Genomic DNA, 13,008 nt, shown 5'->3' with positions numbered 1-13,008 from the left:
GGCTCAGGCGTAGCGGTGGCTCTTGGCCGCGTGGCCCTGCTCGCGCGTGCAGGTGCGCCCGCTGATGGCGCGGTGGCCGCAGAGCGTCTCCTCCGACGGCTTCACCTCGTCGGCGACCGGCGGCGCCTCCGCCCGCTTCCTGGGGGCAGCGGTCCTGGGTGCGACGGCCCTGGGGGCGGCGGTCGGCCCGCTCGCGCGCTTCGTCATCTGCTCGTAGCGGGCCTCGCGCATCGCGCGCAGGTCATCCATCTTGCTCATCGTCGGCTCACCCGGGCGACCCTACGGGCCACGGAGCGCGTTCCTCGCAGGCGCACCGCGGCCGGGGGGACGAGATGGGACGGGGCGTACTGTCGAGGGACGGAGCCGTTCAGGCTTCCTCTCAGAGAGATCCCCCATGAGCGACAAGTCGCCGCGCCAGTCCATGTCCAAGAAGACCGGCAAGTCCATCAAGGAGAAACGCGCCGAGAAGCGCAGCAAGGGTCTCGAGGAGACCCTCTCCGACAAGATCCACCCGACGAAGAAGAAGTGAGGCCGCGGGGCGCGGGTCAGCGGCGTACGCGGTAGCGCAGGTGGAGGACGCGGTCGCCCTCGATCACGACGTCCGGGTCCTCGAGCAGGTGCTGCGAGTCGACGTCCCCGAAGTACCTCTTGCCCCGGCCGAAGACCACCGGGACGACGTCCAGCCCGATCTCGTCCACGAGTCCGAGTGCGAGCGCCTGCCCGCCGACGTTCCCGGCGCAGACCGCGACCCCCCGGTCACCGGCGCGCTCCTTCGCCTCCGCGACGGCATCGGCGACGCTGTCGAAGAACGGGACGTCGGCCTCGGGGTGCCAGCCGTCCGGCTTCGGCCGGTGGGACACGACGACGAGGTGGTCGCCGGCCGGCGGCTCGGCCTCCCACCCGTTGGTGAGGTCGAACAGGTGCCGTCCCTGGACCGTGGCGCCGATGCTGCCCCACAACGAGCTGACGTAGGCGTGGGAGCGGCGGCTGATGCGGAACGGCGCGTGGCGCTCCTCGGCCGCGTCCTCGACGATCGGCACGTCGCCGTTGAAGTACCAGTCGAACAGGGGTCCGACCTCGTCGTGCTCGTCGGCGATGAAGCCGTCCACCGACACCACTGCGTGCATGATCACCGTCGCCATGTCAGTACGGACCGGCGACCGCGGGCAGACTCATCGAGGCGCTGCCCCGGGCGGGTCCAGGATGGCTCCGTCGACGGAGGGTTCCGGGTCCGGGATGCCGGCCCGCGGCACGGCCGGGTCGGCGGCGTGCGCGGCCGCCTCGAAGTAGCGCAGCAGCTCGACCGGGAACGGCAGCACCAGGGTCGAGTTCCGCTCGGCCGCCACCTCGACCATCGTCTGCATCAACCGCAGCTGGAGGGCACCGGGCGTCCCGGTCATCGCAGCGGCCGCCTGCGAGAGCTTCTTGGACGCCTGGAACTCCCCGTCGGCGGTGATGACCCGTGAGCGCCGCTCCCGCTCGGCCTCCGCCTGACGCGACATCGACCGCTTCATCGCCTCGGGCAGCGCGACGTCCTTGATCTCCACGCGGTCGATCTCGATGCCCCACGGTGCGGCCGGGCTGTCGAGCATCACCTCGAGGCCCTGGTTGAGCTGCTCCCGGTTGGACAGCAGGTCGTCGAGCTCGCTCTTCCCGATGATCGATCGCAGCGAGGTCTGGGCCACCTGCGAGATCGCGTACTGGTAGTCCTGCACCTCGACGACCGCCCGCACCGGGTCGTGGACCCGGAAGTAGACGACCGCGTCCACGCGCACGGTCACGTTGTCGCGGGTGATGCCGTCCTGCGCGGGCACCGGCATGGTCGCGACCTGCATGTTCACGCGCTTCATCCGGTCGACGAACGGGACCAGCATGGTCGGCCCCGGACGGCGTACCTCCTGCTGGGCGCGACCCAGCCGGAACACGACGCCACGCTCGATCTGCTTCACCACCCGGAAGCTCGCCGCGAGACCGGCGACGACGAGCACGACCAGAGCCAGCAGAACGATGAGCAGGACGTCCATGACGACCTCCGGGGACGAGTGGTGCCGTGCCATCGAGCGTACGTCGGCCGCGCCGCCGACGCGTCCCTCGACCGATGAGTTCCGCGAGCGGCACAGGTCGACAGGGCATGGGGAGTCGGGGAAGGGTGCGCACATGCTGAACGAGGTGGCCGACGGAGTCTGGGTCCGTCAGAGCGAGTGGGTCTGGAGCAATGCCGTCGTGGTGCGTGGGGAGAGCGGGCTGGTCCTGGTCGATCCCGGGATCGACGGGGCCGACCTCGACCAGCTCGCCGACGACGTGGACCGGCTCGGCATCCCGGTCGTCGCCGGGTTCTCCACCCATCTGCACTGGGACCACCTGCTCTGGCACTCCCGGTTCGGCGACGTGCCGCGCTATGCCACCGTTGCCTGCGCGGAGGCGGCCGGCGGGGTCCGCGAGCGCGCGCAGGAGATGGCCGCAGCAAGTGCGTCCGGTGTCCCCCTCGACCTGATCGGGCTCGTCACACCGCTGCCCGCGGACGGGGGACCGGTGCCCGGCGAGCTCGTCGAGCACGAGGCGCACGCGATCGGCCACGCTGCGGTCCTCCTCGCGGACCGTGGCGTGCTGCTCGCCGGAGACATGCTCTCCGACGTCCTGATCCCGATGCTCGACCCTCGCCGGCCCGGTCAGGTGGCCGCCTATGACGCCGCCCTCGACCGTCTGCAGGAGGCCGCCCGGCACGTCGACGTGGTGGTCCCCGGGCACGGCGCGGTCGCCCGGGGCCCCGAGGTGGCGGCCCGGCTGGCGGCGGACCGTGCGTACGTCGACGCGCTGGTGCGAGCAGTGGAACCGGTCGACGCGCGTCTCGAGCAGGACTGGCTCTCCGGCATCCACCAGGCGAACCTGGAGCAGGCCCGACAGTCGTCCGGCTGAGCCCCGGCCGACTGTCCTGAGTATTGAGGATCTTTACGAGGACCGGGCGCCCGCGGCGCCGAGTCGTTTCAGGATCGCGGGAGAACAGGAAAGTTGGTGCGGCCCCGTACAGGCCCGCCCACGCCGGTTTGCCGATCGACGTCGATGCCCCTTGGTCGCACCCCCGAGTCACACCAGGAGGACGACATGAAGACGCTCGCAACCACAGCAGCCGCCGCGCTCATGCTCACCGCTCTCGCAGGAGCCGCGACGTCCTCGGACGCAGCGGGGCCACCGGCGGCACGGAGCCAGCACGTCATGCGCGTCCTGAGCCAGAACATCGAGGCGCACGACCTGGGCGACCACCATCCCGCCGGCGCGGACCGGCTCCGGTCCCTCGCCACGCACAAGATCGTCGGCTACGAGAGCTTCTCCGGTGCGTTCGACCCGAAGACCGACCAGCTGCGCTTCTGGCTGGCCGCCGCGCTCAAGGGCGGGGTGATCATCAGCTACTTCGACCTCGACACGGAGACGACAGGGAACAGGTTCAGCGGCCGGATCACGAGTGGCACCGGCAAGTACCGCGGCATCGAAGGCACGATCCACGTGCGGAACACAGACAGCGGCCGCACGGTCTACACGCTGCGCTACACCCTCTGAAGCGCCGGGACGGCCGAGGCTGGGCGTGCTGCCGTCACCCCCTGGCGCGGTTCGCGGCGACTCAGGGGCAGCGTGATGCGCCGCGACGCGTGCGACTGACGGCAGACGAGGAAGGCCTCAGCAGTGGCGTGAAGTGGGTCCACGCACGTGCGCCGAGGTGTCGGTCGGGCGCCGCGTTCTGACCTGCATCGCTCCTCATCGCCAAATGCGGACGTCCAACAGACGGCGGGAGGAGCCCTCGTCGGGTCGTTGGACGTGTGGGCTTCGCGGATGGCTTCAGCACTTGGGTGCTGAACCGCTCGGGGCCGGACTGTCGGTGCTCCCGTCCAGCGTGCCTTGCGGTGTGCCGCGAGGCCGGGGGTGCCGACGCCGGCGTACTCCCGACCGGTCATCAACCTGACCGTCCCGATCCAGACCGTGATGGGGATCGGCGACGACCCCGGCGTCCTGGCCGACGGCACCGTCATCCCCGCCGGGCAGATGGTCGAGCTGACCAGCACGTCCTACAAGCCGACCGCCCCGATCTGGCGGCACGTCGTCGCCGAGTGGGGCAGCTGCTTCGAGCCGGCCTGCAAACGCGGCCGCACCGCCAAGCACGCCCCCGGCTTCAGCCTCGAGCAGCACGAGACGCGCCGAGGCCCGCGAGCTCGAGTGGGAGCACGGCTACCGCCTCGACCAGCTCGCCCTCTGACCGCGAGCGCGCGAGCGAGGAGCGTGGTGACGGACGCTGAGCGCCCGGGCGGGCCTGCGGCCGCCACCGTCACTGAGGGCTGACGGTCAAGCTGGTCACCTTGAAGCCACGAAGCTTGTCGCGGTCGTCGGGTGCGACGTCGCAGGTGAAGTCGACCGCGCGGACATGTCCGTGCTCTCCGTGTCCGACTGCCTGCCCGGTGACCCGGTAGCGACCTTCGCCGAGGCTGGTGACGGTGACGCCCACCTTGGCGGCGGTCGTCCCGGTGGGCGTCGTGCTGAAGCCGGCCTTCTCGTCGACGGGCCAGGAGCACTTCGCTGCGGCAACCGCTGAACGGTCGGGCTGGTCAGTGGCACAGCCGGTCAAGCCGACAGTCGCCACCGCCACGACAGCGCAGAACACGGCAGGGGTGGCCGCGCGCATGTCCATGGCGCATGGTTTCGCACATCCGACAGCGGTGCAGGTGATCGCGCAATTCCGACATCCCAGCGGCTCGTTCACGCCCGACCGAGATCGGTCGCCGACCTCAGAGACCGGTGACCGGATCGGGTGGCAACGGGGTGAACTTCTCGGGGCGGGTGCGCTCAGGCCGACGACGGTTCCGCGTCAGCGGACGGCAGTCCCGCTCGAAGTACGTGATGGCTGCCAAGGCCATCACGTGGTTGTGGGTGATCCGCTGATCCACGACCGGCAGCGGATACGCAGGTTCCTCGTAGTGGGCGGCGATGGCCTGGACGCTGCGAAGGTCGGCGTCGTCCATGGCGAGGGCGCGGTCTGCGAGCTCGTCCTCGCCGTAGGCCCAGAGACTCGCGGCGACCGCGCTCCTCGAGAACTGCACCCGGAGGCCGGGTCGGCCCTTCATGAGGCGGCTGAGCTCCGAGCGCTCCATCATGGCTCCGAGTGTGCCCCACGGCTCGAGAGCCCATCGCCGGGTCGAGGCCGCGGCCCGGCGGTGGTATCTCGGTTGCTGCGAGCCGGCGGGAGTCCCTACGGTCTGGGCCCATGTCATCGGTCAAGCAGGTCCAGGTCACCTTCGACTGCGCAGAGCCCGAGCGCGTCGCCCGCTTCTGGTGCGAGGCGCTGGGGTACGCCTTGCCGCAGCTGCCCGAGGAGTTCGCCACCTGGGCCGACTTCGATCGCTCGCAGCCGCCCGAGGAGCAGGGCTCGTGGTGCGCGTGCGAGGACCCCTCGGGGGTGGGTCCGCGGCTGTACTTCCAGCGCGTTCCCGAGAGCAAGACCGTCAAGAACCGGGTGCACCTCGACGTGCGGGTCGGCACCGGGCTCGCGGGGGAGGAGCGCCTGGCCGCGCTCGAGGCCGAGTGCGCACGCCTGGTCCCGCTCGGCGCGACACGCGTGGAGCTGCTGTGCGACGGCACCAACGCGTGCATCGTGATGCAGGACGTCGAGGGGAACGAGTTCTGCCTCGACTGAGCGAACGGACCTTCGACCGGGGAAAGGGACCAAAGTGACCGAGAGACCGCCGGAAGGTCTCCCGTCCGAGGACGGCCACGCTGGATGGTTCTCCTACGAGCCCCTCGACAATGCCACCCGGGGCGACGACGAGGACCCTGACGTCCAGGTGGTGCGGCTCAGGGCGGGCACCCATGCAGGTCCCTTCTGGGACGATGAGGGTCACCTCAGTGACGACTACGAGGAGCTGCGGAGGTGGATCGGCATCTCCCGGCAGCTGTTCGACGACGTCATGGCCTGGAACGACGACTTCGCGGCGAACCCCACCGTCCGGCGTGATGCCGGGTGGAGCGCTCGCCACCTGTCTGCTCGTCGAGCACTCACGGACCGGCTGCGACGCGAGGTCCGTCCGGGGATCGAAGTTCCCGAGCCGGTGGACTGACCCGTCCGGCTCGTGAACGGGCGACCACGAGGGCTGCGATGACGGGTCCACGGACGTTTCCCGCCAGAAGTCGCCACACTGGGCCCATGACGCCCGACAACGCGCCGCGCCTCCACCCGGGCACCGACCACGTCGAGTCGTGGTTCGTCCGCGCCAACGACCCGGCGGCACCGCGGGCGCTCTGGCTCAAGGCCACGGTGCTGACCCGCAGGGACGGGACCGGCACGGCCCAGGCGTGGTGCAGCGTCTTCGACCGGGACCGGACCGCAGGGTTCCGGTGCGACGTACCACTCGGGCAGGCGACCTTCGGGCCCGACGGGTCCAGCCGCGTCGGTCCGCTCGGGCTCGACCTCGAGCCCGACGGCGGGCGGTCACGAGGCGAGCTGACGTCGGGGCCGGCACGGGTGGCGTGGGACGTCTCGTTCGTCCGGGAAGGTGGCGCGCTCGGGTCACCGATGCGCCTGCTGCCGACCCGGCTCGTCGACGCCCGCGTCCCGAGGAACAAGCTGCTCACGCCGTTCCCGTTGGCCACCTTCGCGGGCAGCCTCACGTGGGTCGACGGCACCCGGGCCGGGGAGACGTGGGACCTCAGGGACTGGGTCGGCATGCAGGGGCACAACTGGGGCGCGGCGCACAGCCCCGAGTACGCCTGGGGCCAGTGCGTGTTCCCCGAGGACGAGGCCGTGGTGGAGGCCGCGTCGGGACGCATCGAGCTGGGTCGCCGGACCTCACCGCTGTTCTCGATGCTGGTGGTCCGCCGCGGGGACCGCGAGCTGCGCTTCGACCGGATCGTCGACCTGTGGCGGCAGCGGCCCGAGATCGACTTCCCGCGCTGGTCGCTGCGGGTGCGGGGCAGGGACGGCGAGGCCACGCTGGAGATGGAGGGGTCCCCGGACCGCATGGTCTGTCTGGGCTACGACAACCCGGCCCGCGCGAGGAGCTACTGCCTGAACTCCAAGACCGCACGGGTCCGCGTCGAGGTGCGCCCGCGGCGCGGGGCGGCGTACACCCTCACCAGCGAGCACGGGGGAGCCCTGGAGTTCCTGCAGCCGGTGCCGGAATCCCGGGTGCAGCCGGTCGTCTGAGCAATACTCGAGCGTGTGACCCGCACCCGGTGCTACCGCAACGGGGTCCTCACCGACGAGGGCTTCTCGCTCGACGACGTCTCCGAGCACCTCCACGACGAGTCAGCCGTGGTCTGGGTGGACCTCTGCGGCCCCGACCTCGCCGAGCTGCAGCACGTGGCCGACGAGCTCGACCTGCACTCCCTGGCGGTCGAGGACGCCGCCAGCGGCCGGCAGCGCCCCAAGTTCAACCGCTACCGCACGCACGACTTCCTCACGGCGTACGCCGTCCGTCTCGACACCGCCAGCGGGCAGCTGGTCACCGGGGAGGTCGCGGCCTTCATCACGCCGAGGGCGCTGGTGACGGTCCGCCCTGACGACAGCTTCCCCGTCGACGCCCTGGTGGCCCGCTGGGACGACAACGCCGACCTGACCAGGTACGGCGTCGGCGCCCTCGTGCACGGGTTGCTGGACTACGTCGTGGACAGCCACTTCGACGCGGTGCAGTCGCTCGACGACGAGATCGAGGCGCTCGAGGACCTGCTGTTCGACGACCGTCCGCGCGACCGCGACGTCCAGCGGCGCAGCTTCGAGCTGCGCAAGAGCCTGGTCCACCTGCGGCGCGTCGTGCTGCCGATGCGCGAGGTGGTCAATACCCTGATGCGCCGTGACGTCGGGCTGGTCCCGGTCGAGATGACGGCGTACTACCAGGACGTCTACGACCACGTGCTGCGCGCCGCCGAGTGGACCGAGAGCCTGCGCGACCTCGTCGCCACCATCGTCGAGACCAACCTGACGATCCAGGGCAACCGGCTCAACGTGATCACCAAGAAGGTCACCAGCTGGGCGGCGATCATCGCGGTGCCGACGGCGATCACCGGGTTCTACGGGCAGAACCTGCCCTACCCGGGCTTCGCCCGGCACTCGGGCTTCTACACCTCGACCCTGCTGATCATCCTCCTCTCCGGCGGGCTCTACGTCGCGTTCAGGCGTCGCGACTGGCTGTGAGGTGGCCGGAGAGCCAGTCGAACGCCTCCAGCGTGTGCCGGTTCCAGAACACGCGGGTGTGCGCGCCGTCGGCGAACGTCACCACCTCCGGCTCGGTCGGCAGCCGGCGTACGACGTCGCGCACCGCGTCGCGGAACGGGTCCCGGTCGCCGCACCAGACGCCCAGCGGGAGCTCGGCCAGGGGCGACAGGTCGGTGAGTGCCGGGTCGCCCAGGGAGACGGCCGGGCTGAAGAGTGCGGTCGCGCGCGACCAGGAGGGGTCGGCGAGGCCGAACCGCAGCGCGCCGTACCCGCCCCGGGACCAGCCCCACAGCGCGCGCCGGTCGGCGTCGTACCCGCGCTCCGCGAGCCAGCCGGGCAGCTCGTCGCGCAGCATCGCCTGCGGGTCGCCGTTGCCGTCCGAGACCCAGCCGGCCGGTCCGTCCTCGGTGCCGACGAGCACGAACGGCGGCGCCCCGCGCTCGACCGACGCCGTCACGAACCGCCCGAACCCGAAGCCGCGGAAGCCCTCGACGGTCGCGCTGGAGCCGTGCAGCACCACCACGACGGGCAGTCCCGCCCCGTCGCCGTGCCCGGCCGGGACGGCGGTGAACAGGCCCACCTCGCCGCGCATGGCCTGCGACCGCACGCTCTCCACCCGCACCTGCCCCTCGGCGGCGTTCGGGATGAAGGGCTCCGGCGTCAGCCCCAGCTCCTTCTTGAGCCGGAACGGTGCGACGCTCCAGGCGGCGGTCCCGATCGCGGCGGCCCCGACCGCGCCGACGCCGCCGGCGACGAGGCGGCGGCGGGTCAGCGTCCGCGGTCGGGCCGGGCGGATGTCGAGCTCGGGACTCATGGTGCTCGCAGGCTAGGGCGGAGCGCGGCGCCGGGACGTCGGCTGCCGCCCGAGATCACCAGAACTCGGGGTGCCCGGCGTGGCGCTCTCGCGCCGATGTCGGCGGCCTCTGGCAGGGTGCCCGCATGGCATCTCGCGCATCCAACTTCTGCATCGACGCCCACGACCCCTACGCCCAGACCATGTGGTGGGCGCAGGTGCTGGAGGACTTCGTCCAGCCGACCCAGTGGGAGAACGAGCCGGGGCAGGAGGAGTGCGGTCTCGCTGGTCCGGACGACCGCTACCTGCTCTTCCTGAAGGTCCCCGAGCCCAAGACCGTCAAGAACCGCATGCACATCTGCCTGCGGCCGACCGACCGCAGCCGGGACGAGGAGATCGACCGGGTCCTCGGCCTCGGCGCCACGCTGGTCAACGACCTGCGCGACGGGGACAAGGGCTGGGCGGTGCTCGCCGACCCCGAGGGCAACGAGTTCTGCGTGCTCACCCGCTACCAGCCGTCCGGGGGCTGACCACGGAAAGGGCCGACCACGGGGAGGCCTGACTACGGTAGGGGCATGACGTCGGAGACCGGTCGCAGCTGGCCGACCTGGGACCAGATCACCGACCTGGTGGGCGACCCCGGGGTGGATTTCGAGCTGTGGCCCGGCGAGACGGCGGAGGTGCACGCCGGTGATCCGGCCGGCCTCACCGCCGCCCGCCGCTTCCGCGACGTCCTCGGGCGCTTCGCCTCGGGGGTGACGGTCGTGACCGGCAGCAGCGACGGCCAGCCGGTCGGCCTGACCTGCCAGTCGTTCGCGAGCGTCTCGCTCGACCCGCCGCTGGTGATGTTCGTGGCGGCCAAGACCTCCCGCGCCTGGCCGCTGATCCAGCGCTCGGGCCACTTCTGCGTGAACTTCCTGAGCGCCGACCAGTCGCACCTGTCGAACGTGATGGCCAGCCGCGGCGTGGACAAGTTCGCCGAGGTGCCGTGGGCGGCGTCCCCGGCCACCGGCTCGCCGGTGCTGGACGGGATCCTCGGCTACGTGGACTGCACGATCCACGCCGTCCACGAGGCCGGGGACCACCACATCGTCGTCGGCCGGGTGCTCGACCTCGGCACCACCGAGCTCGCGGACCCGCTGCTCTACTACCGAGGTCGCTACACCACCACGGAGGGCTGACCAGCCCGCCGCCCGCGACTCAGTGGTCGTGGGGGTGGGGCGGGTGGTCCACGTTGACGGTGGGGATGCCCTCACCGGCGCGCGCGATCACCACGACCGACACGTCGTCGGTCGGGTTCATCTCCCGGTGGACCGTGTGGGCCGGGACGTGCACGAAGTCGCCGGGGTGCGCCTCGACGTACCCCTCCTGCCCCTCGAACTCCAGGCGCAGCACGCCGGAGACGACGTACAGGCTGGACTCGTTGGTGTCGTGGTGGTGCCAGCCCGAGGTGCTGCCCGGCTCGGTCTCGACCCGACCGGCCCACAGCCCCGGGGCCCGGAAGGCGAGCGTGCGGTGCATCCCCGGCGTCGGGTCGGCGGGGGTCAGCTCTGCCTGCTTCACGACACGGATCGGCTCGGTCACGGGATCAGTCTGCCGGGCTCGTCAACGGGTGGTGGTGGTCCAGGCAGCGGGCCGACGCCGGTGGCCACAGGTCCGCCCACGGTCGCGCCTCCTCCAGCTGTGCGGCGAGGCGGAGCAGCGTGGCCTCGCCGCCGAAGCCGCCCATGAGGTGCACGCCGATCGGGAGGTCGTCGCGGCTGCGGCCCAGCGGGACGCTCATCGCGGCACGCCCGGTGATGTTCGCGGCGATGAGGGGGAACGCCACGAAGGCGGCTGACCGCGCCTCGGCGAGAGTGGGATCCGCCTCCGAGGCGGCCATCTCGCCGAGGCGCGGCGGGGGTTCGGCGAGCGTGGGGGACAGCCACGCCTCGAACCCGTCCGGTCCGTCGTAGGCCGAGGCGACGGTTCTGGAGAAGGTCTGCAGGGTCGTCATCGCGATCAGGAGCTCGCCGCCACGGATCTCGCGGCCACGCTCCCAGTAGAGCCGGGTCAGCGGCTCGAGCGCGTCGGGCTCCGGCCACCGACCGGTCTCGGCCGCCCAGTACCGGATCACCCAGTCGAGGGCTGCGCCGTAGGTGCGGCCGATCGCGCTGCCCACCTCCGGGGTCAGCTCGGTCAGCTCGCGCTCGACCACGGTGTGCCCCAGCTCCTCGAGGAGGTCGACCGTCTCGTCCAGCGCGGCCAGGCAGTCCGGGTGCACCGGCCGCCCCTCGGCGGCCTGCCGGCTGACGGCGATCCGGAGCCGGCCGGGGGGCCGCCCGACCTCGCCCGCCCACGTCCCGGAGTGCGGCGGCGCCGGGTACGGGTCGCCGGGCGCCGGGCCGGCCGTGACGTCGAGGAGGGCGGCGCTGTCGCGCACCGTCCGGGTGAGCACGTGCTCGGCCACCAGGCCGCCGAAGATGTCGCCGTAGCGCGGACCGAGCGGGTTGCGGCCCCGGGTCGGCTTGAGGCCGAAGAGCCCGCACGCCGAGGCCGGGATGCGGATCGACCCGCCCGCGTCGTTGCCGTGGGCCACCGGGACCATGCCGCTGGCCACCGCGGCCGCCGAACCGCCGCTGGAGCCGCCGGTCGTGTGCGCCGTGTCCCACGGGTTGGCCGTTGCCGGGCCGTGCGAGGGCTCGACGGTGGGGGCCATGCCGAACTCGGAGGTGGCCGTCTTGCCGAGGACGACGAAGCCGGCCCGGCGCAGGCGTGCGACGTACTCCTGGTCGTGCCCGGAGACCACGTGGCGCAGGTACGCCGAGCCCTCGCGGATCGGCAGGCCCTCGACCTCGGCGCACAGGTCCTTGACCAGGATCGGGACCCCGGCGAAGGGCAGCGTCGGGTCGAGCGTGCGTGCGGTGTCGACAGCGCGGTCGAAGTCGGACACCACGAGGGCGTGCAGGACCGGGTCGAGCCGCTCGATCCGGGTGACGGCGTCGAGGACGAGGTCCACCGGCCGCAGCCGGCCCGAGTGCACGAGCGCGGCCTGCGTGCAGGCGTCGGCGAAGCCGGTCGCCAGGGGTCCGTCCGCGGCAGGCATCAGGGCTCCAAGCACTCCGGGATCGAGTCCGAGTGTCCGGTGGGCGTCTCCGTGTTGCCGTCCGGGTCCAGGATCTTGACCCAGGACACGTTCGGGAACTGCCGCAGCGTCGGCACGGCCTCGCCGGCCAGGGAGACGGTCGACCCGCCGCTGCTGCAGCCGCCGAGCATGCGGGTGCGCGCCACGCCGTCGAGGAAGCGGGGGCCGGTCAGCCCGGTCGCCCCCGAGCGGAGCAGCCGGAGGCCGTGGGCGTGCTCGACGGGCAGCGGTCCGGCGAAGAGCCGGTCGAGGACCCCACGCGCCTGCTGGCCGATCGGCACCGGACGGGTGCGGGGGACGAAGAACGGCGCCTGGTTGTCGACGACGTTGTCGCGGTCGAGGAACCAGACCTTGCGCGGGACGGTGCGGAAGCCGGCGCGCACGTCGACCACGACCCGGTCCGGGTCGCGCAGCTCGAACACGTGGACGCGTCTCTGCTTCGCCAGGCCGAGGCCGTACGTCGTGACCGACTCGAAGTCGCCGGACCGCACCGCGGTCATCACGTTGGGCAGCGGGAAGGCGACCCGCTTGGGGGCGGTCGGACCGGCTGCGTCGTGGGCGTCGGCCGGCTCGAAGCGCAGCGCGAGGATCGCTCGCCCGGCGATCCGGACCCTCGTGCCACGTGGGTCCGCGACCAGCCGCTTCACGTAGTGCGCCCGCACGCTGGTGGGCAGCCCGCCGCGGAAGTCGAAGACGACCCGGTCGAAGCCGCCTCCGGCCGGGGTCGTGTGGTGGGAGGCGCGGATGCCGACCAGGGTCGGCGCGGGTGTGGCGGCAGCGGGGGCGCCGGTCGCGGTCGGTGCCGCCGCCCCGGTCACCAGGCCCGCACCCAGCAGCACCAGCGGTGCCAGGAGACGCAACAGCTTCACGCTCCTACGGTCGGGGGATCCGCGGGCGGCG

At 72.1% G+C, this 13,008-nt stretch carries 19 protein-coding genes; 10 read left to right on the top strand and 9 right to left on the bottom strand.

Going from position 1 to position 13,008, the window contains the following annotated elements:
- Positions 1–3 precede the first annotated feature (3 nt).
- Positions 4–258: a hypothetical protein gene (locus ACZ43H_RS08680; RefSeq protein WP_464589405.1), complete on the bottom strand. Its 255-nt coding sequence runs from the start codon at positions 256–258 to the stop codon at positions 4–6.
- A gap of 136 nt (positions 259–394) precedes the next feature.
- On the opposite strand from ACZ43H_RS08680, the gene ACZ43H_RS08675 reads away from it, so the two are divergent.
- Positions 395–529, top strand: coding sequence for a hypothetical protein (locus ACZ43H_RS08675; protein WP_464589403.1), 135 nt, complete (start codon positions 395–397; stop codon positions 527–529).
- Positions 530–545: 16 nt separating this feature from the next.
- Here ACZ43H_RS08675 and ACZ43H_RS08670 read toward each other — a convergent pair whose 3' ends face one another.
- Together ACZ43H_RS08670 and ACZ43H_RS08665 are read right to left on the bottom strand one after the other, a co-directional pair.
- On the bottom strand, positions 546–1,142 hold the full coding sequence (locus ACZ43H_RS08670) for a dihydrofolate reductase family protein (RefSeq protein ID WP_464589401.1): 597 nt from the start codon (positions 1,140–1,142) through the stop codon (positions 546–548).
- A gap of 30 nt (positions 1,143–1,172) precedes the next feature.
- Positions 1,173–2,057, bottom strand: coding sequence for a slipin family protein (locus tag ACZ43H_RS08665; RefSeq protein ID WP_464589399.1), 885 nt, complete (start codon positions 2,055–2,057; stop codon positions 1,173–1,175).
- Positions 2,058–2,157: 100 nt separating this feature from the next.
- Between ACZ43H_RS08665 and ACZ43H_RS08660 the strand changes: the two genes are divergently transcribed.
- The 3 genes from ACZ43H_RS08660 (at position 2,158) to ACZ43H_RS08650 (ending at position 4,329) form a co-directional block, all read left to right on the top strand.
- Positions 2,158–2,916, top strand: a complete 759-nt coding sequence (locus ACZ43H_RS08660; RefSeq protein ID WP_464589398.1) for an MBL fold metallo-hydrolase — start codon at positions 2,158–2,160, stop codon at positions 2,914–2,916.
- A gap of 186 nt (positions 2,917–3,102) precedes the next feature.
- On the top strand, positions 3,103–3,555 hold the full coding sequence (locus tag ACZ43H_RS08655; RefSeq protein WP_464589397.1) for a hypothetical protein: 453 nt from the start codon (positions 3,103–3,105) through the stop codon (positions 3,553–3,555).
- 360 nt (positions 3,556–3,915) lie between these two features.
- A complete protein-coding gene (locus ACZ43H_RS08650) occupies positions 3,916–4,329 on the top strand; it encodes a hypothetical protein (RefSeq protein WP_464589395.1) in 414 nt (137 codons plus the stop codon).
- On the opposite strand, the gene ACZ43H_RS08645 is transcribed toward ACZ43H_RS08650, so the two are convergent.
- Both ACZ43H_RS08645 and ACZ43H_RS08640 read right to left on the bottom strand, forming a co-directional pair.
- Positions 4,316–4,669, bottom strand: a complete 354-nt coding sequence (locus ACZ43H_RS08645) for a hypothetical protein (protein ID WP_464589393.1) — start codon at positions 4,667–4,669, stop codon at positions 4,316–4,318. The genes ACZ43H_RS08650 and ACZ43H_RS08645 overlap by 14 nt on opposite strands.
- Before the next feature lie 103 nt (positions 4,670–4,772).
- Positions 4,773–5,138, bottom strand: coding sequence for a hypothetical protein (locus ACZ43H_RS08640; protein ID WP_464589392.1), 366 nt, complete (start codon positions 5,136–5,138; stop codon positions 4,773–4,775).
- Between the two features lie 110 nt (positions 5,139–5,248).
- Between ACZ43H_RS08640 and ACZ43H_RS08635 the strand changes: the two genes are divergently transcribed.
- The 4 genes from ACZ43H_RS08635 to ACZ43H_RS08620 all read left to right on the top strand — a co-directional run bounded on the left by ACZ43H_RS08635 (position 5,249) and on the right by ACZ43H_RS08620 (position 8,170).
- Complete coding sequence (locus ACZ43H_RS08635; protein ID WP_464589390.1) at positions 5,249–5,677, top strand: VOC family protein; 429 nt, start codon at positions 5,249–5,251, stop codon at positions 5,675–5,677.
- A 34-nt stretch (positions 5,678–5,711) separates the two neighbouring features.
- Positions 5,712–6,098 carry a hypothetical protein gene (locus tag ACZ43H_RS08630; protein ID WP_464589388.1) on the top strand — a complete coding sequence of 129 codons (387 nt, stop codon included), beginning with the start codon at positions 5,712–5,714 and terminating at the stop codon, positions 6,096–6,098.
- An 86-nt stretch (positions 6,099–6,184) separates the two neighbouring features.
- Complete coding sequence (locus ACZ43H_RS08625; RefSeq protein ID WP_464589387.1) at positions 6,185–7,183, top strand: hypothetical protein; 999 nt, start codon at positions 6,185–6,187, stop codon at positions 7,181–7,183.
- 15 nt (positions 7,184–7,198) lie between these two features.
- Positions 7,199–8,170 (top strand): magnesium transporter CorA family protein, encoded by a 972-nt coding sequence (locus ACZ43H_RS08620; RefSeq protein WP_464589385.1) that lies wholly within the window; start codon positions 7,199–7,201, stop codon positions 8,168–8,170.
- Here the strand turns inward: ACZ43H_RS08620 and ACZ43H_RS08615 are convergent.
- On the bottom strand, positions 8,148–9,005 hold the full coding sequence (locus ACZ43H_RS08615) for an alpha/beta hydrolase-fold protein (RefSeq protein WP_464589383.1): 858 nt from the start codon (positions 9,003–9,005) through the stop codon (positions 8,148–8,150). The genes ACZ43H_RS08620 and ACZ43H_RS08615 overlap by 23 nt on opposite strands.
- A gap of 125 nt (positions 9,006–9,130) precedes the next feature.
- On the opposite strand from ACZ43H_RS08615, the gene ACZ43H_RS08610 reads away from it, so the two are divergent.
- A complete protein-coding gene (locus ACZ43H_RS08610; protein WP_464589382.1) occupies positions 9,131–9,514 on the top strand; it encodes a VOC family protein in 384 nt (127 codons plus the stop codon).
- Positions 9,515–9,559: 45 nt separating this feature from the next.
- Positions 9,560–10,165 (top strand): flavin reductase family protein, encoded by a 606-nt coding sequence (locus ACZ43H_RS08605; protein ID WP_464589381.1) that lies wholly within the window; start codon positions 9,560–9,562, stop codon positions 10,163–10,165.
- Between the two features lie 19 nt (positions 10,166–10,184).
- On the opposite strand, the gene ACZ43H_RS08600 is transcribed toward ACZ43H_RS08605, so the two are convergent.
- From ACZ43H_RS08600 to ACZ43H_RS08590, 3 genes are read right to left on the bottom strand one after another with little or no spacing between them, the layout of a single operon-like run.
- Positions 10,185–10,568, bottom strand: a complete 384-nt coding sequence (locus ACZ43H_RS08600; protein ID WP_464589379.1) for a cupin domain-containing protein — start codon at positions 10,566–10,568, stop codon at positions 10,185–10,187.
- 4 nt (positions 10,569–10,572) lie between these two features.
- Positions 10,573–12,069: an amidase gene (locus ACZ43H_RS08595; RefSeq protein WP_464589377.1), complete on the bottom strand. Its 1,497-nt coding sequence runs from the start codon at positions 12,067–12,069 to the stop codon at positions 10,573–10,575.
- Positions 12,069–12,977 (bottom strand): AMIN-like domain-containing (lipo)protein, encoded by a 909-nt coding sequence (locus tag ACZ43H_RS08590; protein ID WP_464589376.1) that lies wholly within the window; start codon positions 12,975–12,977, stop codon positions 12,069–12,071. The genes ACZ43H_RS08595 and ACZ43H_RS08590 overlap by 1 nt, the downstream gene beginning before the upstream one ends.
- Between the last annotated feature and the right edge of the window lie 31 nt (positions 12,978–13,008).

It is taken from the genome of Nocardioides sp. DN36 (assembly GCF_055380375.1).
Note: the sequence above shows the minus strand (reverse complement) of the source record. Positions and strands in the feature narration are given on the sequence as shown.